The sequence below is a fragment of the Kribbella sp. NPDC020701 genome (assembly GCF_055562215.1).
In genome coordinates, this window is the sequence record NZ_JBVHFT010000010.1 from 196562 (window position 1) to 221274 (window position 24713).

The 24713-nt window shown below is 68.7% G+C and carries 25 protein-coding genes and 1 tRNA gene; 13 read left to right on the forward strand and 13 right to left on the reverse strand.

Annotated elements, in window-relative coordinates; translation table 11 throughout:
* Positions 1 to 35: 35 nt before the first annotated feature.
* Together dcd and ACZ3HV_RS24540 are read right to left on the reverse strand one after the other, a co-directional pair.
* A complete protein-coding gene (dcd, locus tag ACZ3HV_RS24535; protein WP_465687300.1) occupies positions 36 to 611 on the reverse strand; it encodes a dCTP deaminase in 576 nt (191 codons plus the stop codon).
* 293 nt (positions 612 to 904) lie between these two features.
* Positions 905 to 1345 (reverse strand): MarR family winged helix-turn-helix transcriptional regulator, encoded by a 441-nt coding sequence (locus ACZ3HV_RS24540; protein WP_360361492.1) that lies wholly within the window; start codon positions 1343 to 1345, stop codon positions 905 to 907.
* Between the two features lie 402 nt (positions 1346 to 1747).
* Between ACZ3HV_RS24540 and ACZ3HV_RS24545 the strand changes: the two genes are divergently transcribed.
* Positions 1748 to 1821: transfer RNA gene (locus ACZ3HV_RS24545), tRNA-Gly, on the forward strand.
* Positions 1822 to 1896: 75 nt separating this feature from the next.
* Here the strand turns inward: ACZ3HV_RS24545 and ACZ3HV_RS24550 are convergent.
* Positions 1897 to 2496: a TetR/AcrR family transcriptional regulator gene (locus ACZ3HV_RS24550; protein ID WP_465687301.1), complete on the reverse strand. Its 600-nt coding sequence runs from the start codon at positions 2494 to 2496 to the stop codon at positions 1897 to 1899.
* Positions 2497 to 2646: 150 nt separating this feature from the next.
* On the opposite strand from ACZ3HV_RS24550, the gene ACZ3HV_RS24555 reads away from it, so the two are divergent.
* Entirely contained in the window at positions 2647 to 4785 is a 2139-nt protein-coding gene (locus ACZ3HV_RS24555; protein ID WP_465687302.1) for a DUF8094 domain-containing protein, read from the forward strand.
* Here ACZ3HV_RS24555 and ACZ3HV_RS24560 read toward each other — a convergent pair.
* On the reverse strand, positions 4762 to 5133 hold the full coding sequence (locus tag ACZ3HV_RS24560) for a hypothetical protein (protein ID WP_465687303.1): 372 nt from the start codon (positions 5131 to 5133) through the stop codon (positions 4762 to 4764). The genes ACZ3HV_RS24555 and ACZ3HV_RS24560 overlap by 24 nt on opposite strands.
* Positions 5134 to 5246: 113 nt before the next feature.
* On the opposite strand from ACZ3HV_RS24560, the gene ACZ3HV_RS24565 reads away from it, so the two are divergent.
* Positions 5247 to 7760, forward strand: coding sequence for a polysaccharide lyase family 8 super-sandwich domain-containing protein (locus tag ACZ3HV_RS24565; protein WP_465687304.1), 2514 nt, complete (start codon positions 5247 to 5249; stop codon positions 7758 to 7760).
* Here the strand turns inward: ACZ3HV_RS24565 and ACZ3HV_RS24570 are convergent.
* Positions 7738 to 8214: a MarR family winged helix-turn-helix transcriptional regulator gene (locus ACZ3HV_RS24570; protein WP_465687305.1), complete on the reverse strand. Its 477-nt coding sequence runs from the start codon at positions 8212 to 8214 to the stop codon at positions 7738 to 7740. The genes ACZ3HV_RS24565 and ACZ3HV_RS24570 overlap by 23 nt on opposite strands.
* Positions 8211 to 8810 carry a DJ-1/PfpI family protein gene (locus tag ACZ3HV_RS24575; RefSeq protein ID WP_465687306.1) on the reverse strand — a complete coding sequence of 200 codons (600 nt, stop codon included), beginning with the start codon at positions 8808 to 8810 and terminating at the stop codon, positions 8211 to 8213. The genes ACZ3HV_RS24570 and ACZ3HV_RS24575 overlap by 4 nt, the downstream gene beginning before the upstream one ends.
* Positions 8811 to 8891: 81 nt before the next feature.
* Between ACZ3HV_RS24575 and ACZ3HV_RS24580 the strand changes: the two genes are divergently transcribed.
* Positions 8892 to 9074, forward strand: a complete 183-nt coding sequence (locus tag ACZ3HV_RS24580; protein WP_465687307.1) for a hypothetical protein — start codon at positions 8892 to 8894, stop codon at positions 9072 to 9074.
* Between the two features lie 2 nt (positions 9075 to 9076).
* Here ACZ3HV_RS24580 and ACZ3HV_RS24585 read toward each other — a convergent pair whose 3' ends face one another.
* From ACZ3HV_RS24585 to ACZ3HV_RS24605, 5 genes are all read right to left on the reverse strand, one after another.
* Positions 9077 to 9469, reverse strand: a complete 393-nt coding sequence (locus tag ACZ3HV_RS24585) for a type II toxin-antitoxin system VapC family toxin (RefSeq protein ID WP_465687308.1) — start codon at positions 9467 to 9469, stop codon at positions 9077 to 9079.
* Positions 9469 to 9702, reverse strand: coding sequence for a hypothetical protein (locus ACZ3HV_RS24590; protein ID WP_465687309.1), 234 nt, complete (start codon positions 9700 to 9702; stop codon positions 9469 to 9471). Before ACZ3HV_RS24590 ends, ACZ3HV_RS24585 begins: the two co-directional genes overlap by 1 nt.
* 101 nt (positions 9703 to 9803) lie before the next feature.
* On the reverse strand, positions 9804 to 10847 hold the full coding sequence (locus ACZ3HV_RS24595; RefSeq protein WP_465687310.1) for a DNA polymerase III subunit beta family protein: 1044 nt from the start codon (positions 10845 to 10847) through the stop codon (positions 9804 to 9806).
* A 33-nt stretch (positions 10848 to 10880) separates the two neighbouring features.
* On the reverse strand, positions 10881 to 11399 hold the full coding sequence (locus ACZ3HV_RS24600) for a P-loop nucleotide/nucleoside kinase family protein (protein WP_465687311.1): 519 nt from the start codon (positions 11397 to 11399) through the stop codon (positions 10881 to 10883).
* A 15-nt stretch (positions 11400 to 11414) separates the two neighbouring features.
* Entirely contained in the window at positions 11415 to 12596 is a 1182-nt protein-coding gene (locus tag ACZ3HV_RS24605; RefSeq protein ID WP_465687312.1) for an anhydro-N-acetylmuramic acid kinase, read from the reverse strand.
* A 130-nt stretch (positions 12597 to 12726) separates the two neighbouring features.
* Here ACZ3HV_RS24605 and ACZ3HV_RS24610 point away from each other — a divergent pair, with 130 nt between their 5' ends.
* The 3 genes from ACZ3HV_RS24610 (at position 12727) to ACZ3HV_RS24620 (ending at position 15644) form a co-directional block, all read left to right on the forward strand.
* Positions 12727 to 13224: a SigE family RNA polymerase sigma factor gene (locus tag ACZ3HV_RS24610; protein WP_465687313.1), complete on the forward strand. Its 498-nt coding sequence runs from the start codon at positions 12727 to 12729 to the stop codon at positions 13222 to 13224.
* Positions 13221 to 14582 carry a hypothetical protein gene (locus tag ACZ3HV_RS24615; RefSeq protein ID WP_465687314.1) on the forward strand — a complete coding sequence of 454 codons (1362 nt, stop codon included), beginning with the start codon at positions 13221 to 13223 and terminating at the stop codon, positions 14580 to 14582. The genes ACZ3HV_RS24610 and ACZ3HV_RS24615 overlap by 4 nt, the downstream gene beginning before the upstream one ends.
* A 147-nt stretch (positions 14583 to 14729) precedes the next feature.
* Complete coding sequence (locus ACZ3HV_RS24620; RefSeq protein WP_465687315.1) at positions 14730 to 15644, forward strand: endo-beta-N-acetylglucosaminidase H; 915 nt, start codon at positions 14730 to 14732, stop codon at positions 15642 to 15644.
* On the opposite strand, the gene ACZ3HV_RS24625 is transcribed toward ACZ3HV_RS24620, so the two are convergent.
* Positions 15641 to 16159, reverse strand: coding sequence for a histidine phosphatase family protein (locus tag ACZ3HV_RS24625; protein WP_465687316.1), 519 nt, complete (start codon positions 16157 to 16159; stop codon positions 15641 to 15643). The two genes, ACZ3HV_RS24620 and ACZ3HV_RS24625, sit on opposite strands and share 4 nt — an antisense overlap.
* A 95-nt stretch (positions 16160 to 16254) precedes the next feature.
* Here ACZ3HV_RS24625 and ACZ3HV_RS24630 point away from each other — a divergent pair, with 95 nt between their 5' ends.
* From ACZ3HV_RS24630 to ACZ3HV_RS24655, 6 genes are all read left to right on the forward strand, one after another.
* A complete protein-coding gene (locus ACZ3HV_RS24630; protein ID WP_465687317.1) occupies positions 16255 to 18114 on the forward strand; it encodes an acyl-CoA dehydrogenase in 1860 nt (619 codons plus the stop codon).
* 346 nt (positions 18115 to 18460) lie between these two features.
* Positions 18461 to 19693, forward strand: coding sequence for a hypothetical protein (locus ACZ3HV_RS24635; protein ID WP_465687318.1), 1233 nt, complete (start codon positions 18461 to 18463; stop codon positions 19691 to 19693).
* Complete coding sequence (locus ACZ3HV_RS24640) at positions 19690 to 20340, forward strand: hypothetical protein (protein WP_465687319.1); 651 nt, start codon at positions 19690 to 19692, stop codon at positions 20338 to 20340. Before ACZ3HV_RS24635 ends, ACZ3HV_RS24640 begins: the two co-directional genes overlap by 4 nt.
* Positions 20337 to 21587 (forward strand): hypothetical protein, encoded by a 1251-nt coding sequence (locus ACZ3HV_RS24645; RefSeq protein ID WP_465687320.1) that lies wholly within the window; start codon positions 20337 to 20339, stop codon positions 21585 to 21587. Before ACZ3HV_RS24640 ends, ACZ3HV_RS24645 begins: the two co-directional genes overlap by 4 nt.
* Positions 21588 to 21708: 121 nt before the next feature.
* Positions 21709 to 22479: a DUF4097 family beta strand repeat-containing protein gene (locus ACZ3HV_RS24650; protein WP_465687321.1), complete on the forward strand. Its 771-nt coding sequence runs from the start codon at positions 21709 to 21711 to the stop codon at positions 22477 to 22479.
* Positions 22480 to 22626: 147 nt separating this feature from the next.
* Positions 22627 to 22875 carry a DUF6458 family protein gene (locus tag ACZ3HV_RS24655; RefSeq protein ID WP_360361436.1) on the forward strand — a complete coding sequence of 83 codons (249 nt, stop codon included), beginning with the start codon at positions 22627 to 22629 and terminating at the stop codon, positions 22873 to 22875.
* Here ACZ3HV_RS24655 and ACZ3HV_RS24660 read toward each other — a convergent pair.
* Positions 22865 to 24649, reverse strand: coding sequence for an NHL domain-containing thioredoxin family protein (locus tag ACZ3HV_RS24660; RefSeq protein ID WP_465687322.1), 1785 nt, complete (start codon positions 24647 to 24649; stop codon positions 22865 to 22867). The genes ACZ3HV_RS24655 and ACZ3HV_RS24660 overlap by 11 nt on opposite strands.
* Between the last annotated feature and the right edge of the window lie 64 nt (positions 24650 to 24713).

Genomic DNA, 24713 nt, shown 5'->3' on the forward strand with positions numbered 1-24713 from the left:
CCCCCAAAGGTCAACCTTGGGGGCCTTCGTCGTACTCAGACGTCGGTGCGGTGGAAGTTCTTGTACGAGCGCGACGGCGTCGGACCGCGCTGGCCCTGGTACCGCGAGCCGTATTTCGCCGAGCCGTACGGGTGCTCGGCCGGTGACGACAGCCCGAAGAAGCAGAGCTGGCCGATCTTCATCCCGGGCCAGAGCTTGATCGGCAGCGTCGCCACGTTGGACAGCTCCAGCGTCACGTGCCCGGAGAACCCGGGGTCGATGAACCCCGCGGTGGAGTGGGTCAGCAGCCCGAGCCGGCCCAGCGAGGACTTGCCCTCCAGCCGCGCCGCCACGTCGTCGGGCAGCGTCACCAGCTCGTACGTCGATCCGAGCACGAACTCACCCGGGTGCAGGATGAACGGCTCGTCCCCCTCCGGCTCGACCAGCCGGGTCAGGTCCGGCTGTTCCTCGGCCGGGTCGATGTGCGGGTACCTGTGGTTCTCGAACACCCGGAAGAACCGGTCCAGCCGTACGTCGACGCTCGACGGCTGCACCATCGCAGCGTCGAACGGATCGAGCTGGACCCGCTTCGCGTCGAGCGCGGCCAGGATGTCACGGTCGGAGAGCAGCACGGTCGCACGTTAGCAGCACACCGCCGATCCGCCCAGCCGGCGCCCTCGTCCACACGCGAGGGGACAACCCTCCGAGTGCAGCCTTCTCCCCTGGTACAGGAGGGGAGAAGGCACGAGCCGCGCGGATATCCCCGGCGCCTGGCCGGACCTGCCGTTGGCCCGTCGTTGGTTCCGTCGGCCGGTGGTGGATCATCCGGAGCCCTCAGCTCTCCGGCGGGACCTACCACCAGACCGTCACGGGTGCGGTTCCGGCACTGTTGCGGTGCACCGAAACCGGGCCTGAGGCAACTAATTCAGCCGGCCAGCTTGTTGAACTTCGACACCTGGGTGGCGAAGGTCTTCACCTGCGCCGGCGACCAGTCCTTGAGCAGGTCCTCGATCACCTTGTGCCGCTTCTTGCGGGCCGCCGCCAGCTTCCGCTTGCCGGCCGCGGTCAGCGTCAGCAGAGTCGCCCGCGCGTCCGACTTGTCGGCCGCCCGCTTCAGCAGACCCTCTTCCTCCAGTCGCGCGCAGGCCCGGCTGACCGGACCCTTGTCCACCTCGAGTGCTGCCACCAGGTCGGCCATCCGCACCGGCGCCAGTTCCTCGACGTGGTTCAGCAACGCGTACTGCGCCGGCTCCAGATCCGGATGCGCCTCGTCGGACAGCGTCCGCTGCAGACCGCGCAGCCGTCGTGCCAACGTGACGAGCTCCTTCTCCAGGTTCTCCAGCGCGTCACTTGTGTCTGTTGCCACCGTTCACCCCTTCATCCAGTTGCCCCGCAACCATTTTGTCCGGTCCGTGCGAGGACCGCATCCTCACGTTGCGTCGAATGTTGCCCCCGGCAACGCGTTCTAATCTGCCAGAAGATGACCACCCTGCCCAGTCCTGAGCGCGCCCTTTGTGGAAAACTCCCCAAGAACCCCGATCGCAAACCGCTGGCAGCCCCCTTTTCGATGCGTTCGGCATCTTCCGCCGCGACGATCCCCTGACCTCGCAACAACCTTCCATCCGACCACCGGGGCATCGGACCGGACCGTCCTGACAGCGGTCCCGCTCGCCCCTCACACCGTTCCCGCACGCCGCGCCGCACCCGTCGTGCCCTCGCCCCCGCCGATCGGCTATGCTCGTCAGCGCCTGCCGGTTCCGCCGGCTGCGCGGGTGTAGTTCAATGGCAGAACATCAGCTTCCCAAGCTGACAGTGCGGGTTCGATTCCCGTCACCCGCTCCATTTGTCAGAACATGCCGAACCCAGGTCCTCGACCTGGGTTTTTTGTTGCCTTGGTCCCCTATTTGAGCGTCTGCATCAAACGGTTGACTCAGGCAAACGTCGGTACGGCGTGATGGTCAGGTCCAGCTGGTCGGTGAGGAACTCGCGAAGGGTGCCCCAGCCGTTCACGGACCAGACCTGGCGGGCGCCGGTGAGACAGACGAGGGTGTGACGGGCAAGAGCGGGTACGTCGGTGTCGGCGCGGAGCTCACCGGTTTCGACAGCGGATTGGTAGAGCCGGGCGCAGTTGTCCACGATGGCGGCGGAGTGCGCCAGGGCGTGCTGCCCGAACTCGGGGTCGGCGAGTTCCTCGCGGAAGTTGAGGTCGGCGACGGCCGTCAGCGCGAAGGTCCGCAGGGCGGCGAGCGGCGACTCGTTTCGGGCCTCAGCTTCCTCGGCGGCGCGAAGCACCATCAGCGGCGATCGAGCGGCCGAAGCGAGCAGCAGGCCGCGTTTTGAACCGAACCGCTGCATCAGCGTCGGCGGCGCGAGACCGGCCCGGGCACCGACCGCCGCGAGGGTCAGTTTCACCGGTCCGAGCTCGGCCAGCACCTGGCGGGTCGCGTCCAGGATCGCGTCGTCACTCACCAGCCGCGGCCGGCCCATTCCGCCGCCTTCGAGTTTGTGAACGGCCATTCGCTTAGTGATGAAACAGTAACAGATCCTTGTGCGCTCAGTTATTCAGTGGCAACGGGTGATCGTCGGGCCACTGAGGGTCCCGACGGGAGGGCCCGTTGCCTGGTCCACCCGCCGCGGACCGGGTTCGTCGTACAACGGGAGCCTCAAATGCGTTTCGCCCGCACCGCTCTGGGCCTGCTGCTGACCATGGCCGGCCTGGGGTTCACCGCCGCCGGAGCCTTGGCGGCCTTCTGGCTGGTCGGCCCGGACAACACGATCTCCACGTCGAGCCGGGAGCTGACCAGTCAAGGTCTGGCCGTCGTCACCGCGCCCGACCTGCTGGACAGGCACGGCCCGACCCTGCACGTGACCGCGACCGGCGACAAGCCGCTGTTCGTCGGCATCGGGCAGGACCTCGACGTCCGCGACTACCTGGCCGGGTCCGCGCACACGCGACTGATCCGCTTCGACCCGCCGGCCACGTTCGGCACCCAGGAGATCCGCGGCCGGACCACCCGGTTGACGCAGCCCAGCGGGCTCGACTGGTGGGTCGCGAAGTCCGGTACGGGTCAGGCTTCGGTCGCCTGGCCGATCCAGGACGGGCGGTACGACGTCGTCGTGATGAACGCGGACGGGAGTCCCGCGATCGGCGCGCAGGTCCGCTTCGGCGTCGAGATCCATCGCGCGTTCGGCATCTCCCTGGTGGGCCTGGGTGCCGGCATCCTGATCCTCGCCCTGGGTCTCAGCCTCACGTTCCGCCGCCACTCCGCCGCGGTCGCCCCGCTCACCGTCCCGGTCTCACCCCGCATCCACCAGCCCGCCGCCACCGCACCGCTCGCCGCCACCACCGCACCGCTCGCCGCCGCCACATCGCTTGCGGCCCCCACCGCACTGCCCGCCGCGCTCGAGCCGCCGCAGGTCGCGGCGTCGGTCGGATCGTCTCGGGTCGCAGCATCGGCCGGGCTGTCCAGGGCCGCCGCGCCAGTTGTTCCGACGCGTGAGCGCGTGTCTCCGTTCGCACCGCAGCGCGTCAGCCCGTTCGCTCCGGTGCGACCGGCGCCGGTGTCCGTCCCGGCCGCGCCGATGTTCATGTCAGCGGCCGCTGTCGCCAAGGCGAAATCCCCGGTGTTCCTCGCCGCGGTCGGCGCGGGCACCTCCGAGCAAATCGCTCGGGCTGACGACCACCGCGCGTACGACGATCACTCGCACGATGACCGCGAGTACGACGAGCAGCCTGTGGTGCCGTCCGTGGAAGCGCCGGTGGAGGAGCCGGAGACGGTTTCGCTGGCGGAGTCGCCGGAGTTCCAGAAGAGTGACGAGGCGGTGCGGAGGACGGCCGCCCTGCTCGCCAGTGGCGCAATGTTGCTCACCACAACGAGTTGCGGCCTGCTGCCGGCCAAGAACAGCGAGGCCGCGGTCGAGACCCGCCCGGCCGTCACGCTGGCCGACGCCCAGGCCGTCGTCCAGCGCTACAACGAGCTGAACAACAAGGCCAACGAGTCGCGCGACGCCAAGGTCGCCGAGACCATCGAGGGGAACCCGACCCTGGCGCAAACCCGCGCCGGGTACCTGATCGGCCGCAAGCTCGACACCGCCGGGAAGGACAAGGACAAGCCGTTCTCGTTCACCGAGCCGACGATCGGTGCACCCGAGTTCGCGTCGTACCCGATGCGGTTCGTGGTCGACTCCGGTGTCTCGGGCGCGCCCGACACCCGTCAGCTCGGCGTCTGGCAACGGCAGAGCGCGGGTACGCCGTGGCTGCTGACGAACTCGGTCTACCCGTCGGCGGCGATGAAGCTGCCGTCCCTGGAAGGCCTGCGTACCCCCACCAAGGGCGACCTGGACAAGCTGTCCAGCCTGCCGGCCGCGGTCAGCACGAACCTCGCGGAGTACCTGACCGGCGGCCCGAAGGCTCCGCAGGCGAAGCTGTTCGCACCCTCCCCCGGGATGACGAAGCTGGTCGAGTTGCGGGCCAAGACCAAGGTCACCGACGCCGCCGAGTCGTACATCGCGAGCGTCGAGGACACCTTCGCGCCGTCCGGCGAGCCGCTCGCCTTCATCACGTCGACCGGCGAGGCGCTCGTCTTCCTCTCCCTGACCGAGCAGTACCTGCAGCGAGTCGAGCCGGGTTCGAACGCCTACTGGACCAGCGGCGAGGCAACCGCCTTCAGCAGCCTGGTCAAGTACACCCAAACCCTCCACCAGGACTACCTCCACCAGGTAGCCCTGGTCATCCCCACCAAGACGGCCACCCCCGTCCGCATCCTCTCGATGGACGGCCAACTAGTCGGCGCGGGCGGCTCGTAACAACCACCGCCACCGCGGCTGCTCGGTCACCACACACGCGACAGCCAGCAGACTGACCACAACCGCGACAACCATCGGCCAGGCAACCCACGCGGCAACAACCGCAGCCACCAACTGCAGAAGCACGAGCAGGATCGTGACGACGCCGGGCACGGCGACAACCACGCGCGGCTTGTCGCCCGGGGTCTGGAAGACCGTCGGCAACCCGATCAGTACGACGTCCGCCGCAACTGCGAGCAGTATCGAGTGCGGAGCCAGTGCCCACGGGGTCGCGATCCACGCGATCAGCTCGGTGGTGAACCGGAGGGCAGAGGCGAGGCGGCTGTCCGGTGAGGTCTGCTTGGTCACGGCGGAACGATGTCACGGCATGACCCGCGAATCTGTGGCAAGCGGTTGCTGAAGGATAGTTTCGGCTGGTTGACTCTCGGGGTGAGGTTTTTCCCATCCGCCCGGGAGTACCTGTGGACATCACCCGCCGCCGCCTGCTGTCGTTCGTACCCGCCACCGCTCTGATGACTGCGGTCAATCCAGCTCCGAGTGCCAGCGCTGCCACTCTGAAGGCCGTGGAGGCCGACGCGAGCCAGTTGCTTGGCAATGCGATCGCGATCTACGCCGGTACGGCGGAAGCCAACAGCCGCCCGGAAGTCGCGGCCAAGCTCGCCGCCATGGATACGACCGCACGGACCTGGCTGGCCTCGATGGATCGGGCCGGGACCGGTGAGCTCTTCGCGGGCCTCCCTCTCGGGGCCAGCGATCCGAATCTGAGTGCGTCGTACCAGCACCTCTACGAGATCGCGCTCGCGACCAAGCGCCCCGGCCCGGCCTCGGACCTGCAGGGCAACGAGCAGGTCCGCGCCCGCGTCGCGGACAAGCTGGTCTGGTTGCACGAGAACTACTACGGCGACCAGTCGAAGGGGTACTACGGCAACTGGTTCACGTGGGAGATCGGCATCTCGACGTACGTGTCGAAGACGCTCGCACTGCTCGACGCGCCGGCCGACCTGATCGCCCGGTACGTCCCGTCGATGGACGCCTACCTGCGCAACGGCAAGGACGGCGACGTCGACCTCGACTCGCGCTTCCACACCGGCGCGAACCTCGTCGACATCACCGCCAACCGGGTTCTGCAGGGCGCACTGATGGGCGACGACGCGCGGATCCGGAAGGCGCTGCAGGATCAGTTCACCGTGTTCGCGACCGTCGACCCGTACAACCTGCAGCACGGCGTCACCGACGGATACTACGCGGACGGCTCGTTCATCCAGCACGCGTCGGTCGCCTACACGGGCTCGTACGGAAAGGGCCTGCTCAGCCGGGTCGTGCAGACCGTCAAGGTGCTCGCCGGCACCGAGTACGCGCAGAGCGATGACCTGGTCGGCGTGGTTCAGGGCTGGGTCGAGCACGGGTTCGCGCCGCTGATCTTCGAGGGCTGGATGATGGAGATCGTCAAGGGCCGCGCGGTGTCCCGGACGGCGACCGGGTACGACGATGTCGCGGTGATCGTGGAGGCGATCGTCGACCTGGCCGACTACGCGACCGGTGCGGACGCGGCCCGGCTGAAGTCGTTCGTGAAGTTCACCGCCCGGCCGACGATCAACCCGACGTCGTTCGTGTCGCCGGTCAGCGTCGCGCGGTTCGCCGATATCAAGGCCGACCCGGCGATCGTCCCGGCCGACCTCAACCCGGCCGCGAGCAGTACGGCGTTCAACGCGATGGACCGCACCGTGCACCGGCGACCGGGCTACGCCTTCGCGCTGGCGCGGAACTCGGCCAGGATCAGCAAGTACGAGTACATGAGTGGCGAGAACCTGCTGCCGTGGTTCCAGGGCGACGGCGCGCACTACCTCTACCTGACCGGCCAGGACCAGACCCAGGCGTACGGCGTCGACTACTTCACGACGGTCTCGCCGTACGCGCTCGGCGGGGTCACCGCGCCGGTGGAGACCCGCAAGACGATCCCGGAGCTGTACGGGACGCCGTACTACGACAACCCCTCGCACCCGTTGAACTTCACATCGTCGTCGGAGTCGCAGAACACGTACGTGTACTTCCCGACCGGGACCAACGTCCACTCCGGCGGCGCGACGCTGAATGCTCTTGGAGCGGTCGGTTGGGTGCAGTCGGACGACTTCGCCTACGCGTCGCGGGACATCCTGCCGGACGACTTCGTGGTCTACCGCAACGCGTCGGCGACCAAGTCGTGGTTCCTGCTCGATGACGAGATCGTCGTACTCGCGGCTGGAGTCGGCGACTCGAGTCGCGCGGTCACCACGACGATCGACACACGCATCGCGGGTGTTGGGGACGCTGTCGCGATCACCGGCGTACGGCGGGATGGCCGATCGTGGACCGGAGTCGGTCAGGTCGCCCCGCGGTGGTTGCGGTATGCGAGCGGCGGGGTGTCGCTCGGGTACTACTTCCTGCAGCCGACGCAGGTGTCGGTGGAGCTGCAGCAGGTGACGCGGAGCCGGCGGGTCGTGCGGACCTCGAACCCGGACACGGCGGTGACCAAGCAGGTCTTCGGCCTGGCCGTCGCGCAACCGGCCGGGGCGGCTCGATCCTTGGCCTACGCATTGGTGCCTAACGCAACGGAATCCGGACTGCGCTCGTACCAGCACGGCAGGGTCGCGGTCCTGTCGAACACTTCACGACTCCAGGCGATCCAGCATCTCGGCCTCCGCCTCACCGCCGCCAACAGCTTCACCGCGGGGCACCACAACCTGCCCGGCCTGCGCATCGACGGCCCCGCGTCCGTCCTTCTCCAACGCGCAGCGGACGCCGTCACGGTTGCCGTCTCCGACCCCACCACCGCCCGGGACACCATCACCGTCAACCTCTGGGGGCAGTATCTGCGTCCTGAAGCACCCGTTCCCGGTGTGCAGGTCACGCGCACCGTCACGGGGACCCGGCTGACCTTCACCACGCAGCACACGTACGGCCGCAGTCTGACGGTCAGACTTCTTCGAGCTTGGTGATCAGGGTCTGCATGGTGGCGAGCGTCGTACGGAGGTCGTCGAGGTCGACGGACTTGCTGAGGCCGGCCGACCAGGGGTGCTGGGCGACGGAGATCTGCCGGATCGCCCAGTAGCCGGCCTCGGTGCAGGCGAGCAGTTTGGCGCGGCGGTGGGCCGGGTTCGGGCGGTACTCGGCCAGGCCGCGCTCGACCAGCAGGTCGGCGATGCGCTGAACCGCCTGCCGGCTCACGCCCATGATCCGGCCGACGTCGGCGACCGAGCGCGGCTCGTCCAGGACGCCGCCGAGGACCTGCCACCACGCGGCGGTCAGTCCGCCGTGCGCGGCCAGGTCCTGGGCGGCCTCCATCAGCCGCGCGTTCAGGCGGAAGGTGGCGATGATGACGTCGGTCAACAGCGCACCACCTTCCGTCTGCCCGGCCGGCTGCGGCCAGTCCTCGCGAGGTGGAACCGTCATCCCACCAGGATCGGGTAGGCGGCCGGGTCGGCGCGGTGGAACACGCCTTCGTACGCATCCAGCTTCTGCTCGTCCGCGAGTCCGAGCCGCTGGAGCGTCGCCCGCGCGAACTGCACCGGCGAATCCGGTCCGGCCGTGATCAGGTCGCCGCCGACGACGGCCCGCTCGTCCACGTAGTTGTCGCTGCCCTGGTAGCCAGTGGCCTGCAGGTACTCCTTCACCGCACTGGTGTGCTTGCGCTCATCGAGCAGCCCAGCCCGCGCCAGTCCGGCCGTCGCACCACAGATCGCCGCCACCGGGATCCCGTCGTCGAGGAAGGTCTTCGCCAGCTTCGCGAACGCGTCCCCTTGCTCCTCATCCCAGAACGCCGATCCCGCGAGTACGAGCAGATCTCCTTCGTCCGGGTCCACATCCGTCAGCACCATGTCCGGCACGATCCGCATCCCGCCCATGGTCACCACCGGCTCCGCCGACTCCCCCACCGTCACCACCTGCCACGGCACCCCGGTGAACCGCCCGGTCCGCAACTCGACCAGCAGATGCCCGATCTCCCAGTCCGCCAACGTCTCGTACACCGCCACATAAGCTGTCTTCATGGACAACACCTTGTCATCTCGACAACATGTTGTCAATACATCAGCTGCCGATCAGGCACCCGCCTTGCGATCCTGCGGGGTATGGCCGTACGAGAGTTGACCTCGGATGACTGGGACGAGCTGTGGCCGCTGGTGAAGGGGTTCGGGACCGACAAGACTGAGACGGAGAGCCGCGAGCTCTACGCGGAGCTCGTCGACGACCCAAGCTGGGCGGCCTTCGTCCAACCCACCTACCCAACTTTCGAAATCGAGTTCCCGGCCTGACCTCAAGCAGGTATGTCGACACTCAGCCCGGCAGCCCGAGCAGCGTCGGCGAGACGCTTGTCGTAGGTAACGAACGACGCGAGCCGCGGGTGGATCCGAAGCGCCGTCGCGAGGTGGATTGCATCCAGACTGCGAACGGTCACAGGCCTCACAGTCTGGGCGAGGATCCGGATGCCGGCATCGAGTTCGACCAAGTCGATGAGGTCGAGCACCGGATGAAGGCGTACAACGGCGTCCGGCGCGTAGCGGGCCAGCGCCCGGGACGACTCGATTTCGGCCACGACGGAACTCGTCCACCCCACGTCGGCCCGTTCGTCGAGCCAGTCACGCAGCGCCTGCGACTCGGATTCGGCATCCACCAACTTCACGATGGCGGCCGAATCGAGGTAGATCATCAGCGCTCGCCCTCGCGATCCCGGGAGATCTCGGCGGCGACGTCGACGCCGTCCGGTTCACCTAGCGGCATCCGCAGAACCGCGCGACGCATCGCGGCGCCCCGCTCCTTGCGCAGCGCTGCTTCCAGCACGGCCTGCCTGACAGCCGCCGAACGCGAACTGCCGTCATGCGTCAGCACGTCCAGCGCATGCTCGGTCTCCGAGTCGGTGCGAATGGTGATGGTGTCTGCCATGCGACCACTGTAAGACACAACGTCTTACATCACCAGGCTGGTGACGTGATCGCGGACTTGTTGCGGCGACTGTGTAGTTGGGATACGTGGTTAGGTGATCGTCATGTCCCGGTACGAGGCTCGACAGCATCGACTGGGTCGAGGCGGACGGGCATGACGAGGGTGGTGAAGGTGCCCTGGTCGGCGGAGCGGACTACTACTGGCCGGTCGGTGGGACCGATTTCGAGGAGGACGTCGGGGCCGACGCTGGTTTCGAGGGCGGCGGTGAGTAGGGCGGCGGTGAAGCCGATGCGTGCTGTGCCTGAGCCGATGACGTCGAGGCTCACCTCGTCGTCGATGCGTAAGCCGTCCGAGTTGATGTCGAAGGCAACGACCTCCCGGCCTGCCAGCGCGGCCAGCAAGCCGGCGCGATCCACGACCACCCGACAGCCTGCCGACGGCAAGCCGTCCAGGATCCCCTGGTACGCCGGATAGTCCGCATCCACGACCGTGATTTCACGGTCGTCGTCGGCCCGGACCAGCCGGGCACCGTCCGCGTCTACCTCGAGGCGCACGATCTCACTGGCGGCCGCCCACCTGCTCACCCCAGCCAGCTCGTCGGCACGCACCAGCACCTGCGCAGCCGGCCCACTGAACTCCACCGCCGGCACCGACCGCACCGCCAACCGATACCGATCGGTGGCCACAAACGTCACCTCATCCGACGCCAGCTCGATCAGCACGCAATCGAGGGCGGGGAACTCATCGGACGCAGACGCAGCAGGCGCAACCTGCCGCACCGCACTCGCGAACTCGGCACCGCCAAGCACCACCGACGTCCGCTCGGCGAGGAGCTGAGTCAGGAGATGATCGGCCGCCGCCCGGGCCGCGGCGGTCTTGGACTCGACCGTACGGAGGTGGGCTCGAACGACATCCGCGAGTACGGCGGGATCGGCGTCGAGCGCGACGCGGACCTCGGCCAGCGGGAGGTCGATCTCGCGCAGATCGCGGAGCAGGCGGGCTCGGGATTGCTGGGCCGGGCTGTAGTAGCGGTAGCCGTTGGAGCCGTCCACCGAAGCGGGCGGCAACAAGCCACAGTCGTCGTAGAACCGCAGCGCGCTGGGCGCCAGCCCCACCAACCGGGCGAACTCACTGATCGTCAACATGCCGCGACCCTGCTCCTTCGACCAGCCTGAAGGTCAACCGCGGATCCGTCCCCACAGGTTCAGCGTCTTGCCGAAGCGTTCGCCGCGAATCCAGTCGAGGATGCTCTTCGCGGACCGCTCCGGTGAGACATCGCCCCGCACCGACCGCGGCACGTGCTTGCGGAGCTCGGCCGCGTCCGCCAGGGCCTCCTCGATCTGCGCCGGCGGCCACCCGCGCCCGGCCAGCCGTTTCCGCCGGACCGCGTCCGGGCAGTCCAGATGCAGCCATCGTCCCTCAGGCAGCTCTGACGGCATCAACGGCGACAACAGCAGCACGGGGATCCCCGACCGCCGGATCAGCTCGGTGATCCGCAACCACAGCGCGTTGTACGCCGGCCAGATCGGAACCGCGGTCGGACTCGCGATGTCGATCCCGAGTAACCGGCCGCGATCGTCCAGTAACTCGTCCATGTCCATCACAACCAGGTTCCCCGGACTCAGCCGCACCAACTCGGGCACGACCGTCGACTTCCCCGAACCGGGCGCCCCGGTCACCACGAACAACCTCGTCACACCACTAGTGTGCGGTCACCCCACCAGGAGTCGCACCGGAGGTCGTGCGTCGCGCTGCACCACCGGCAGCCCACCGAGCCCCGGAGTGACCGAGCCGAGCACGCTCGCGTGCCGCGCGCCGGTGCAGCCCGGCACCGTCCCACCCAGCCCGTGCACGGTCAGGAACCCCAGTACGGCGAACGCGTACGCCTCCTTCGCCGCCGACGGGAGCCCCAATTCGTCCGTGGTCCGCACCGGCACCCCGACTTCGGAGCCGAGCAGGTGCATCAGCACCGGGTTGCGGATCCCGCCGCCGGACGCGATCACCTCGGTCCCGCCGTACCCCCGGACCGCGTCGGCGACGGTCCGGGCGGTCAGCGTGGTCACCGTCGCGACCAGATCGTCGGCCGGGATCGCCGGCATGCCCTCCAGGACGCGGGCCAGGTACGGGAGGTTGAACAGCTCTTTCCCGGTCGACTTCGGCGCCGGCCGGCCGTAGTACGGATCCGCCAGCAACCGCTCGAGCAACCCCTCGTGCACCCGCCCGCGCGCAGCCATCACACCGTCCGCGTCGAACGGGCGCCCGGTCAGGTCCGAGACCACCGCATCGATCAGCGCGTTCGCCGGACCGGTGTCGAAGGCAACAGGCTCGTCGTGCACCACGGTGATGTTCGCGATCCCACCGAGATTGAGCGCAACCGGTACGCCGGGAAGCCCGCGCAACCAGAGCACGTCGATGATGCTGACCAGTGGCGCGCCCTGCCCACCGGCCGCGACGTCCCGCGCCCGCAGATCCGACACGACAGTCGTCCCCTTCGCCTCCGCGATCCAGGCCGGCTGCCCCAGTTGCAGCGTCCCGCGCACCGAACCCTGGTCGACCCAATGGAACACCGTCTGCCCGTGCGACACGATCAGATCGGCGGACCCACCGCAGAGCTGCTCGACCGCCTGCCGAGCCACTTCCGCGAACGCCTGCCCGATCCCCGTGTCCAGCCGGCACACCTGCTCCATCGTCGTACTTGCCGGTGGCAACGAACTCGCGACGGCGGCCCGCAGCTCGTCCGAGTACGGCTGGCTCAACATGCCCAGCGGCGTCAGGACGAGTTGGTCCCCGTCCAGTCGCAGATCCGCCGCGGCGGCGTCGATCGCGTCGTACGACGTCCCGGACATCAGGCCGATGACTCGCATGTCAGTCTCGCAACTCCCGTCGATGATCATCTCCGTAACTTTCCCCCACCACCGGAACCATCTTCGTCTATTACTAACCGAGAGGGCGACCCAGGGATGCAACCTTCCGCACGGCGCCGGTGTCTACCTCCTTACCAGACCGATGACCGAGGAGGGACGCATGGTCACGCGCGGTGACGATTTCGACGAGTTCGTCCGGGGCAGTTCGACCCGGCTGCTGCGGACCGCCGTACTCCTGACCGGCGACCGGGCCGCCGGCGAGGACCTCGTCCAGGAGATGTACGAGCGGGTGTACATCCGCTGGCGCCGGATCCACACGGCGCCCGAGGCGTACGCCCGGAGGACGCTCGCGACCCTGTCCGCGAACCGATGGCGCAGCAAGGGCCGCAAGCCGGAGGTGGCCCTGGCCGACCATGACCAGGCGACGCCCGACGGCGCCGAGGGCCTCGCAGTCCGGGAGCAACTGCTGGCCGCACTGCAGGAGCTGCCGCCACGGCAGCGCGCGGTCATCGTGCTCCGGTACTACGAGGACCTCACCGAAGCCCAGACCGCCGACGCGCTCGGATGCTCGCTCGGCACCGTGAAGAGCCAGGCGTCCCGGGCCCTCGACCGGCTCCGCCTGATCACCGAACCCGCGATCCTGGAAGGACTCCGATGACCGAGACCGAACTCAAGGAGCGGCTGAGCGCCGGCGTCGACGGGATCGACGCGCCGCCTGACCTGCTCGACCGTGCCCGCCTCGGCGGCGCCCGCCGGCTGCGTCGGCGCAGATTCCTCTCGCTGAGCGCGGCCGCCGTGAGCGTGGTCGTCGCCGGTGGCGTCGCCGTCACCGCGCCGGCCATCGTCGACCACCTGACCGACAGTCCGGTCGCGTCGACACCGCGGCCCGGGGACCCGTACGCCTTCCTGATGAACGGCCCGACCCGCGGAGACCTGGCCGGCGACGAGGCCTACCTCCGGGACACACTCACGGCCTGGCGGACCAGCCATCGCAAGTCGGCCAACTACAGCCGCGGGATCTTCGACCGCATGCAGGGCAACGCCAAGGTCGCGTGGGCCGGGAACACCCCCGGCGGCCGGGCCGCGATCGTCGTCGAGTACTCCGATCTCCGCAAGCACTCCGACGTACAACTCGACCACGAGGGCGTTGCCACGCTGATCGGTTTCGTCGGTGAGGACGAGGACGGCAAGCCCGTGGTGATCGGCGACGGCTACCCCGTCCCGGGCGCGTCGACGCCCGCCGGCTTCGTGGTCGGCAAGGCCGGTTCGAAGGCACTGGTCACTGTGCAGCTGGGCGGCAAGAAGATCGGCTGGTCCGCAGGCCGCACGTACGCCGCCAACGGGTCCGTCACGCGCGAGTTCACACCACTGCAGTTCGTCGACCAGGTGAGCGTCGTGAAACTGCCCGCCGGCCAGAACCTCAGCAACCTGCGGATCAGCCGACTCCCAGTGCCGCAGGGATCCTCCGATCTGTCGATCGTCAACGGCGATGTGAACGCCTCACCGCCGGAACAGACCGACGACCGCAGACTGTGGACCGGCTTCCCGGACTACGCGTTCTGGCCGATGACCGCCGGCGCGGACAGCCTCCGCGGTGCGGCGAGCGACCGATTCGACAGCGCGATCTCCGCCGTGAGCGACAAGACCGCCTACGGGGTCGCGTACTCGATCTGGGTCGGGTACGGCGTGACCGCGGACGGGTCCGCGGTCTACCTCGGCGAGCAGCAACTCGACGCCGACCCGACCCGGGTGTACGCCGTACTCACGCCCAAGTCCGGCAAGACCACGATCGTCCCCGGCGGCATCCCGGACCGGAACGCCGTACTCCCGGTGTCGATCAAACTGCCCGGCGGCCAGGGCTGGGCCGTCGCCCGCAGGGACGCCCGACTGTCCTATCGGTCCAACGGCGGAGCATGGAGCGCAGCGCGGTCGAGCGCCCTGCTGGTGCCGGCCGGCGCCAACGCCGAGGTGCGGGTGGAGATCGACGGCAAGACCGAGGTGGTCGCGCTGCGGTGAACCCTTGACACCGGGTTTCCGGCCGATCGATGATCGGTGTCGCTATACCGGTTTATCTCCTGTCGCCGCCTGGACTCCCGGCCGGGCGGCGACAGGAACTTAACCGCTATAGCGCACCGCCCACACCTTTGACGAGGAGTCGATCGAATGAGTCCACAGCTCATGCGGAGAAGGACCCTGTTGTCAGCTCTCGCCGCGGGGACCGTCGCGGCCACCACCGGTGTCGCGCTGCCCACCGAGGCGCAGGCCAAACGCTGCCGGGCGGCGAAGACCGGCCCGGTCACCGTCGCCTACATCGAGGTCAACGACCACAGCATGCTGAGCGCCGGCAAGTACACGCTGGCGAACGGCGGCGCGCAGGTGATCGACGTCGCGGTCATCTTCGCGGCGAATATCAACTACGACGGCACGAACGCCTACCTGTCCTGCAACGAGAACGTCCAGAACGTGCTCGACAACGTCGCCACCCAGGTCCGGCCGCTGCAGCAGAAGGGCATCAAGGTCCTGCTGTCGATCCTCGGCAATCACCAGGGCGCCGGTTTCGCCAACTTCCCGTCCCAGGCCGCGGCCGACGCGTTCGCCCAGCAACTCGCCGACACGGTCAATCAGTACGGCCTGGACGGTATCGACTTCGACGATGAGTACGCCGAGTACGGCAACAACGGCACCGGCCAGCCGAACGACTTCTCCTTCGTCTACCTGGTCCAGGCACTCCGCCAGAAGCTGCCGACCAAGCTGATCACCCTCTACGACATCGGCCCGGCCGCGGACCGGCTGACCTACAACGGCCAGAGCATCGCCAACACCTTCAACTACGCCTGGAACCCGTACTACGGAACCTGGAGCGTCCCGAGCGGCCCGACGTCGAAGTCACGCCTGTCCCCGGCTGCCGTCTCGTACACCGCGACGAGCTCGTCGACCGCGGCCAGCCTCGCTAAGCGCACGGTCAACGAGGGGTACGGCGTCTTCCTCACCTACAACCTCACCGAGGCCGACACTCACACCTACATGTCCGCGTTCACCCAGAAGCTCTACGGCAGCGCGACTGTCTACACGCCCTAGAAGTCGTACTCCCACCCCGGCTGCCAGTTGAACGGCGCATTGATCAGTTCCTCGAGGGGCGCTCGGCTGCCCAGGAGGTGCTCGATGGACCACCGGTTCGCCGAGTGGGCGACCACGAGCACCACCTGGCCGGCGTACCAGCGCTGGATGTCCTCGAGGAACGACCGCGTCAACTCGAGGACGTCCCAGTAGGACTGTCCGCCGGGGAACGGCTTACGCACCCGGTCGACGCGCGGATGCAGCGCGTCGACCGGTGCGCCGTTCAGCTCGCCGTAGTTGCACTCGCGAAGCCGCCAGTCCTGGAAGTGCGGGGCGGCCAGCTCGGCCAGCTCGACGGTGTGCACCGCCCGGCGCAGGTCGGAGCTGAAGACGACGTCGACGTCGCGCCGCCGCAGGCCCATCGCTTTCGCTTCCCGGATCCCCTCCTCGGACAACTCCCCCGGCAACCAACCGGTCGCGACGCCGTTCTCGTTGTCGACAGTGATCGAGTGGGTCTCGTATATCAGCCTGGTCACAGCTCACAGCTAACCCGCTTTTGCTTCATTACCGGCGGGTATATACTCAAGTTACTCGTGAGTACGACGACGCTGCCAAGAGGTAGGGGAATCCTGTGAGCCACTACAAGTCGAATCTGCGGGACATCGAGTTCAACCTGCTCGAGGTCCTGGGCCGTGACGAGGTGCTCGGGCAGGGCCCGTACGCCGAGATGGACGTCGACACCGCGCGCGAGGTGCTGGCCGAGATCGACCGGCTGGCCAAGCACGAGCTGGCCGAGTCCTTCGCCGAGGCCGACCGCAACCCGCCGGTCTTCGACCCGGACGCGCACGAGGTCCGGATGCCCGAGGCGTTCAAGAAGAGCTACCACGCCTATATGGATGCCGAGTGGTTCAAGCTCGAGCTGCCGGCTGAGCTCGGAGGTCAGCCGACCCCGCCGTCGCTGCGCTGGGCCGCTGCCGAGCTGGTGCTGGGCGCCAACCCGCCGGTCCACATGTACGCCGCGGGCCCCAACTTCGCGCATGTCCTCTGGCGCAACGGCACGGAGCGGGACCAGAAGATCGCGCACCACATCATCGAGCGCGGCTGGGGCGCCACCATGGTGCTGACCGAGCCGGACGCCGGTTCCGACGTGGGCGCCGGGCGTACGAAGGCCACGCTGCAGGAGGACGGCAGCTGGCACCTCGAGGGCGTCAAGCGGTTCATTACCTCGGGCGAGCACGACCTGACCGAGAACATCGTCCACCTGGTGCTGGCCCGGCCGCAGGGCATCGAGGGTGTGGGTGGTCCGGGGACCAAGGGTCTGAGCCTGTTCGTCGTACCGAAGCACCACTTCGACCTGGAGACCGGCGAGCTGACCGGGGAGCGCAACGGCGCCTTCGTGACGAACGTCGAGAAGAAGATGGGCATCAAGGTCTCCACGACCTGCGAGATCACCTTCGGCGACGGCGTCCCGGCCAAGGGCTGGCTGCTCGGCGAGGTGCACGACGGCATCGCGCAGATGTTCCAGGTGATCGAGTACGCGCGGATGATGGTCGGCACCAAGGCGATCGCCACGCTGTCCACCGGCTACCTGAACGCGCTCGAGTACGCGAAGGAGCGGGTGCAGGGCGCGGACCTGACCCAGCCGGCCAAGGACGCCCCGCGGGTGACGATCACGCACCACCCGGACGTTCGTCGTTCGCTGCTGACCCAGAAGGCGTACGCCGAGGCGCTGCGGGCGCTCGTTTTGTTCACGGCGACGTACCAGGACCGTGCGGAGCAGGCCCGGTACGCCGGTGAGCACGACACCGTCGCCGAGGGTGTGAACGACCTGCTGCTCCCGCTGGTCAAGGGCTACGGCTCGGAGAAGTCCTGGACGTTGCTCGGGACCGAGTCGCTGCAGACCTTCGGTGGATCCGGCTTCCTGCAGGACTACCCCATCGAGCAGTACGTGCGGGACGCGAAGATCGACACGCTCTACGAGGGCACGACCGCGATCCAGGGCCAGGACCTGTTCTTCCGCAAGATCATCAAGGACCAGGGCAAGGCGCTGGGCCACCTGGCCGAGCAGATCCAGGGCTTCGTCGCTTCCGAGGCGGGCAACGGCCGGCTGAAGGAAGAGCGGGCGCTGCTGGCGAAGGGCCTGGAGGACACCCAGAAGATCCTGGGCGTGATGGGCCAGGCGCTGATGGCGAGCAACCCGCAGGCGGAGAACGGCGACCCGCGCAACATCTACAAGGTCGGCCTGAACACCTCGCGGCTGCTGTTCGTCCTCGGTGACGTGGTCTGCTCCTGGCTGATGCTGCGGCAGGCCGAGATCGCGCTGAACGCGCTCGGCGGCGAGCTCTCCGCGAGCGAGCAGGACTTCTACACCGGCAAGGTGGCCGCGGCTCAGTGGTTCGTGCGCTCCACGATGCCGACGGTCCGCGCGGAGCGAATCAAGGCCGAGCTCACCGACCTCGACGTGATGGACCTGCCCGAGTCCGCCTTCTAACCCCCAGACACCTCCGGCTCGGACCCTTGCGCGGCCCGAGCCGGAGGCTTCCAAACTCGGCGCCCTTCGGCGCCGGTTGGAGGGCAGGGCTCGGCGCCCCTCTCCAACAGCCGGCGCCGGAGGCGCCGCCACTCGGGGCAGATTGATCTGCCCCGGGTTGCCCCACGATCTGCCCTGGTGAGGAACTGCGGTTTGTAGCAGCGTTTCTGCCCGTGGCAACACCGCGACCCTGGCTTGGCTTCCCCTGTCCGAGCCAGGGTCGCGTCACGTCCGGGGCCGGAACCGCCTGCCCGGGTATTGCGTCCGTGTGATCGTGTCCCGGTCCGCTCGTCGTACGCTGTCTGCGATGCTCTCCCGCCTCCGCCGCCTCATAGTGCTGCTCGCCCTCCTGGTGGTCCTCCCGATCACCCCGGCACGCGCCGCGACCCCCGAACTGCCGGACCGGATCGCCGCCGGCTGGCGCACCGACCGGATCTACCTGGACCCGCGACTCGCCCCGGCGTTCCCGGCCGCCGAGCTGACCCGGATCCGCACCGCGGCCAGCACGGCCGCCTTCGGGGTGTACGTCGCCCTCGTGCCGCAATCGCCGTACACGCGAGAGCACCTGGTCGACCTCCCGACCCTGCTGCAGGCGCGGATCGGGCAACCCGGGTTGTACGTCGTCCGCGTGGTCTCGGACGACTACTGGTCCGGCCAGGAGGAGCTGTTCCGGGCCGGCGGCCTGAAGGGGCGCAGCCTCGTGAGCGTGCAACTCGACGACGAACAGCGCTACGACGTCGTCGATGATCACCCCGCGCCCGGCATCGTCCGCACGATCCAGGAGGCGGCAACGGCGTACGACGGCCGCCCGCTGCCCCCGGTCCCGGCCGGGGACCTGGAGCCGGAGCGCGAAGACCGCGGCCTGTCGGTCACGGACCGCGAGGACCGGTCCGCGTACATCGGTATCGGGGTCGGCGCGGTGGCCGGGTTCGCTCTGACGCTGTGGCTCTCCCTGCGCCGCAAGCGACGCAAGCAGGACCCCCGCGGACCGTTCGGCAAGCCGTCGGTCGGCGTGGCGCAGCTGCGGACCAAGGCGGATCAGTACATCCGCCGCGCCGACCGGGCGATCGAGCGACCGGGCTTGCGTACCAAGTTGTCCGTGCGGCAGCTCAATCAGCGCGACGATGCCACCCGCCGGCTGGACGCCGCGCGTGCTCTGCGCAATCGCCGGCCGGACGATCTGCTCGCGTTGGCCGGCGCTTTCGTTCTGGCCCGGCAGGCGGAGCAGGTCGCCGGCGGGTCACCCGTCAAGCCGCCGTGCTTCTTCGACCCCACCCATCAGCCCGGTACCAGGACGGTCACCTGGCAGGACGACATCGAGGTGCCCGCATGCACGCACTGCGCCCAGGCGTTGGCCAAGGGCCGCCGGCCGCTCGGGCTGCGGGTCTGGCGGAAGGCCGGCCGGTTCGGCCGCGACCGCGAGATCGTCTCCTACTGGGACCTGGATCCCGAGGACAGCCCGATGGTCGCGACCGGCTTCGGTGCGCTGTCCGATGACTTGCCCGAGCTGGTCGCCGAGCGGCAGGACGAGCCCCGGTGAAGCGCGCCGTACTGTTGCTCATCGCAACGATCATCGCGCTCGGCCCGGCGCTGCCCGCCGCGGCCGCGCAGCCGGCCGACCCCCGGATCGCCGCCGCGGTGGCCGCGTGGTCCGCCGGCCCGTTATATGTCGATCCCGACTTCGCGAGCATCGTCGACGAAGCTCCCCTGCTACAGGCGATCGCGACGGCCAAGGTCCGGGTGTACGTCGCGGTCGTACCGACCGGGAAGTGGTTCCCCGAGCAGGGCGACACCGCCTTGCTGGCCGGCTGGCTGGCAGCGGGTAACCACCAGCCGGGTCTGTACGTCGTGATGGACGGCGACACGACGTACGGTGTGGCCCACGAGATCGCCGCGCGGGCAGCGAGCAGCACCTGGGCGGAACCGAGGCAGGCGATGAGCGGCCAACTGTCCGACTACCTCGGCGAACTGCGGGTCGGCGACCGCTACCAGCCGGAACCGGCCAGGACCGAACCCCTCCCGCCGGAGCCGGAGCGGACGTACCCGAAAGAGCGGTTCACCGTGGGCAAGGCGATCGGCAACGGCGCCGGGGGTGGCGTGCTCGGCCTTCTCGGTGGAGCCTTGCTGGCCGGCCTGGTGCTGGGAGTGGCGGCGATCGTCGCCGGACGACGCGAAGGACGGTCATGAGAGCCCGGAACTGCCTGATCCTGCTGACGACGGCGCTGGTCGCGTTGCTGCCGGCGCTTCCCGCCGCGGCCGGGACCACCCAGACGCCGGCCGAGCGGGCCCGCCAGATCGCGACCGCGCTGGCCAAGGATCCGCTGTACATCGATCCGGCGTACAAGTCGGCCCTGCCGGAGACGCTGCGCACCGACGTCCGGGACAAGGCCACGGCGCTCGGCTACCCGGTCTACTCGATCGTGCTGCCGCTGACCCCGAGCGACGCGTTCCAGGGCAAGGAGAGCACGGTCCTCACCCTGGTGATCGATGCCCTGCGCAAGCCCGGCCTGTACGTCGTCGTCGACGGCGGCAGCCGTTTTCCCTGGTACGAGGCGCACGACCTGCCGCGGCTCGACGAGAGCCGGCTGAGCGCGGTTCGGGACCGCGCTCTCGACGACACCGGGTACGACGCCGGGCCGACCGAGGTGCTGGCCCGCATGTACGAGCTGCTGGCGTCGCCGACCCTTCCCTCGAGCACTCCGACAATCTCCACAGGCTCGGGCTCGATGGGTGACGAGGACTCGGATGACTCGTCCGGCTCCGGTGCGAAGGTGGCGCTCTTCATCGTCCTCGGGATCGTGGCCTTGGTCGCCCTCGGGTTGGTCATCGGTCTGCTGCGCCGGAGGTCCGGCGGTGGGGTGTCGCGGGAGAAGGCGTTCCGGATCCCGCCGCATGTCGCGGCGACCGTCGCGGCCGAGCGTCGCCGGCGGCTGGTCCGCGAGAACACCGACCAGCTCACCAGCCTCGGATCGCAGCTCGCGGCGCTGCCGACCGTGGAGGGTCCTGGCCTGCGCCACCAGCAGGCCGCACTCGACTACTACGCTGCCGCGGGCAAGGTCCTCGACTCGTCGACCGCGCTGGTCGACCTGGTCGGGGCGATGGTGCTGCTGGACAAGGCGCGCCGCGAGTACGACGTGTCCGTGGCGATCGCGGCCGGCCGGACGGCGAACGCCGTACCGGAGTTGTGTGCTTTCAATCCCTTGCACGGAAGGGCTGCCGGCAAACCGACCCAGGTCGAGGCCGACGGAACGACAATGACGCTGCCCCTGTGCGCCGAGTGCCGCCAGGCGCTGAAGCGCGGGAAGGCGCCGGCGTCGTTACCGGGCGACGACGGGCCGTACTGGTACGGCGACACCCTCTGGGCCCGGACGTTCTACGGCACGACCGGCGACGACCTCGCCGCGGCCGTCTCCCGGGGCGAGTTGCGCCGCTGACCTCGGGCTTGTCTGGGGACCGGCTCAGGGGCGGCTCGGGGGATCTGCCGGATCCTGCGGGGCCGGTCCGCGACCTACTGTCGAGCGGACAAGGCGGGCGGGGCGGGAGAAGAGGCGGACGATGGCGGAGAGCAAGCAGCTCGGGGCGATACTTCTGGTGGCCGCGGCCGGGCTGGCGTTCTGGCAGTTCGGGGACCGGGACTCCGACGACCGGCACCAGATCGACGAGAAGATCACTACGGTCCAGCTGGCCGCCGAGCACGCCGACGTCAGCATCCAGGTGTCCGACGACGACACCACGACGGTCCAGGAGAAGCGCACGTACTGGCTGTGGAAGCACGGCGACACGTATTCGGTGAAGGACGGCGTACTCAAGCTCGACGCCGACTGCGGCTGGCAGTGCAGCGCCGACTTCGTCGTGACGGTCCCGCGCGGTACGAAGGTCACCGGGGAGAACGGCAGCGGCGACCTCTCGATCACCGGCGTCAGCGGGGTGGACGCGAAGTCACGGTCCGGCAAGATCGAGCTCGACGACGTCACCGGCGACGTGAAGCTCGACCTCACTTCGGGCGACGTCGAGATCGGCGATCTCACCGGCAAGCTGGACGTGAAGGCGAACTCCGGCGACATCGAGGCCTCCGGTCTCAAGGGCGGCCCGGTGAAGGTCGAGACCAGCTCCGGCGACATCAAGCTCCGGCTCGACGAGGCGAATGACGTACGGGCCAAGGGCACGAGCGGGGACATCGAGGTGACTGCGCCGACCGGCGGGTACAAGGTCACCACCGACACCCGCAGCGGTGATGTCGACAACGAGCTCGGCAACGACGCGAACGGCTCTCACACCATCGAAGCCACGACAGTGAGCGGGGACATCGACCTCAGCGGCAACTGATCCCGCGCCGGTCCCGACGGCTCAGGTTTGACGCCGGGTACCGATTGGATGCCGGGTGGTGCACAAGACACCCGATGTCATGGATTACGTCGTCGTGGCGGGGTAGGTTCGACAGTGTAGGGACGACTTCACGAGGAGGCTCTTCGGATGAGCATCGGTGTGGGGATCTTTCTGATGGTGGTCGGCGCCGTACTGGCGTTCGCCGTCCAGGACTCGTGGGACGCGGTGAACCTGACCGTCGTCGGCTACATCCTGATGCTCGCCGGTCTGGCCGGCATCGTGCTCTCGTTCTACATCACCAACCGGCGCCGTCGCGTCGAGACCGACGCTATCGACCCCGCGGTCGAAGAGGAGTACCGCGTCGTCGAGGAACACCACCGCGACATCAAGGAGTAGTTGCTCCCGAGAGGACCAACTCCAGTCGGGCGGGGCCGTCCGGGGTGACGCGGATCGGGACGCCCCAGTCCTGGCGATGCATGTGGCAGGCGGGGAACTCGACCTCCGCTGAGTCGTCGCAGGAAGCCGCTTGGACGGCTACGTGCAGGACCCCGTCGCCGACGCGTTCGTCAATGACGAGCCGGCGCGCAAGGTCGGTCGTGTCGCCCGCGCCCTCGCGGAGCAGGCTCTCCGGGGTCGAGGACACCAGTAGCCGCGTCGACGGACCGTACCGATCGTCCAGCTTCTGCCCCGGCGGCGGCGTGAACACGACCTCCAGCGTCACCTCGCCGGCCGCGATGTCCATCGGCGGCCGCTGCGTCCGCGTGCTGAACTCGTCCGCTTTCGCCGACGCACCCAGCGGGATCCGGGTCAGCCGGTGCGCGGCCGACTCGACCACCAGCAGTTCGTTGCCCACGACAACGGCACCGCTGGGCTCGGCCAGTCCGGTCGCCATCGTGTCGACCACCTCGGTGCGCGGGTCATAGCGTCGTACTGCGCCGTTGTAGGTGTCGGCGATCGCGATCGAACCGTCCGGCAGCACGGTCACCCCCAGCGGATGCTGGAGCAGCGCCTCGCTCGCCTTACCGTCCCGCAGCCCGAAGTCGAACAGGCCGGTGCCGACGGCGGTGTGCACCTCGGTGTCGATCCACCGCAGCGCGGAGATCTCCGAGTCGGCCAGCCACAGCCGATCGCCGTCGACCGCCAGACCGCTCGTCTGCGCGAACCACGCCTCGGTGAGTGGGCCGTTCTTCAAGCCCTCGTTGGTGGTGCCGGCGGCAACTTCCGTGACCTTCGTGAACGGATCGTAGGTCCACAACTGATGGACGCCGGCCATCGCGATCCACACCTTGTCCTGCCACCACGCGACATCCCACGGTGAACTCAGCACGTCCGTGCCGTCGCCGTCCATCCATTGCTTGCCGGTGCCAACCAATGTGGTGACCTGACCGCTGCCCAGGTTGATCCCGCGCAGCGCGTGGTTCACCGTGTCCGCGACGACGACGTCGTACCCGAGCTCGGCGGCGACGTCATCCGGGAGCAGGGTGAGCCCGTTCGGCTCGGAGAAGCTGGCCTGGTCGGCGGCGCCGTCGGCGAATCCACGGTGGCCGGTGCCGATCCGCCGTACGACGGTCTGCGCGTCAGCGGCGAGCTCGACGATGCTGTGGTTTCCGGCGTCGGCGACCAGGAAGCCGTTGTCCAGCGCAACCACCTTCGCCGGGAACCTCAGATCCGTGGGTTCCGCGGCGGGAGCGACGTACGGCGACTTCCCGCGGGTCAGCGTGCCTGCCTGCTCGTGCTGGGCGATCAGCTCCGCCAACTGCGCGTCCAGGGCGTGCTCGTGTCCTTCACCGGAGTACTGCGCGACGATGTATCCATTCGGATCCACCAGTACGAGCGTCGGCCACGCGCGGGCCGTGTAGTTCTGCCAGGTCACCAGCTCGGGGTCGTCGAGCACCGGGTGCGCCACCTCGTACCGCTCCACGGCCGACCGGACCGCCGCCTCTTCACCCTCGTGCGCGAACTTCGGCGAGTGCACGCCGACGATCACCAGCGCATCGCCGTACTTCTCCTCCAACGGCCGCAACTCGTCCAGCACATGCAGGCAGTTGATGCAGCAGAACGTCCAGAAGTCCAGCAGCAGAAACCGCCCACGGAAGTCCGCGAGCCTCAGCTCCCGTCCCCCCGTGTTCAACCACCCACGACCCTTGAGCTCCGGCGCACGCAGATACATACCCCCATTCTCCGCCGCCCCTCAATCCCATCACCCACCCGCCCACCATCCGACCCCACCCCCA

Excerpts from the sequence above, each read along its gene's own strand:
- ACZ3HV_RS24615 (WP_465687314.1), top strand. The coding sequence starts at position 13,221 with ATGACCGAGACCGAACTCAAGGAGCGGCTGAGCGCCGGCGTCGACGGG.
- ACZ3HV_RS24660 (WP_465687322.1), bottom strand. The coding sequence starts at position 24,649 with ATGTATCTGCGTGCGCCGGAGCTCAAGGGTCGTGGGTGGTTGAACACG.
- ACZ3HV_RS24575 (WP_465687306.1), bottom strand. The coding sequence starts at position 8,810 with ATGAAGACAGCTTATGTGGCGGTGTACGAGACGTTGGCGGACTGGGAG.
- ACZ3HV_RS24635 (WP_465687318.1), top strand. The coding sequence starts at position 18,461 with ATGCTCTCCCGCCTCCGCCGCCTCATAGTGCTGCTCGCCCTCCTGGTG.
- ACZ3HV_RS24610 (WP_465687313.1), top strand. The coding sequence starts at position 12,727 with ATGGTCACGCGCGGTGACGATTTCGACGAGTTCGTCCGGGGCAGTTCG.
- ACZ3HV_RS24595 (WP_465687310.1), bottom strand. The coding sequence starts at position 10,847 with ATGTTGACGATCAGTGAGTTCGCCCGGTTGGTGGGGCTGGCGCCCAGC.
- ACZ3HV_RS24580 (WP_465687307.1), top strand. The coding sequence starts at position 8,892 with ATGGCCGTACGAGAGTTGACCTCGGATGACTGGGACGAGCTGTGGCCG.
- ACZ3HV_RS24605 (WP_465687312.1), bottom strand. The coding sequence starts at position 12,596 with ATGATCATCGACGGGAGTTGCGAGACTGACATGCGAGTCATCGGCCTG.
- ACZ3HV_RS24570 (WP_465687305.1), bottom strand. The coding sequence starts at position 8,214 with ATGACGGTTCCACCTCGCGAGGACTGGCCGCAGCCGGCCGGGCAGACG.
- ACZ3HV_RS24650 (WP_465687321.1), top strand. The coding sequence starts at position 21,709 with ATGGCGGAGAGCAAGCAGCTCGGGGCGATACTTCTGGTGGCCGCGGCC.
- ACZ3HV_RS24645 (WP_465687320.1), top strand. The coding sequence starts at position 20,337 with ATGAGAGCCCGGAACTGCCTGATCCTGCTGACGACGGCGCTGGTCGCG.
- ACZ3HV_RS24620 (WP_465687315.1), top strand. The coding sequence starts at position 14,730 with ATGAGTCCACAGCTCATGCGGAGAAGGACCCTGTTGTCAGCTCTCGCC.
- ACZ3HV_RS24585 (WP_465687308.1), bottom strand. The coding sequence starts at position 9,469 with ATGATCTACCTCGATTCGGCCGCCATCGTGAAGTTGGTGGATGCCGAA.
- ACZ3HV_RS24555 (WP_465687302.1), top strand. The coding sequence starts at position 2,647 with ATGCGTTTCGCCCGCACCGCTCTGGGCCTGCTGCTGACCATGGCCGGC.
- ACZ3HV_RS24550 (WP_465687301.1), bottom strand. The coding sequence starts at position 2,496 with ATGGCCGTTCACAAACTCGAAGGCGGCGGAATGGGCCGGCCGCGGCTG.
- ACZ3HV_RS24655 (WP_360361436.1), top strand. The coding sequence starts at position 22,627 with ATGAGCATCGGTGTGGGGATCTTTCTGATGGTGGTCGGCGCCGTACTG.
- ACZ3HV_RS24590 (WP_465687309.1), bottom strand. The coding sequence starts at position 9,702 with ATGGCAGACACCATCACCATTCGCACCGACTCGGAGACCGAGCATGCG.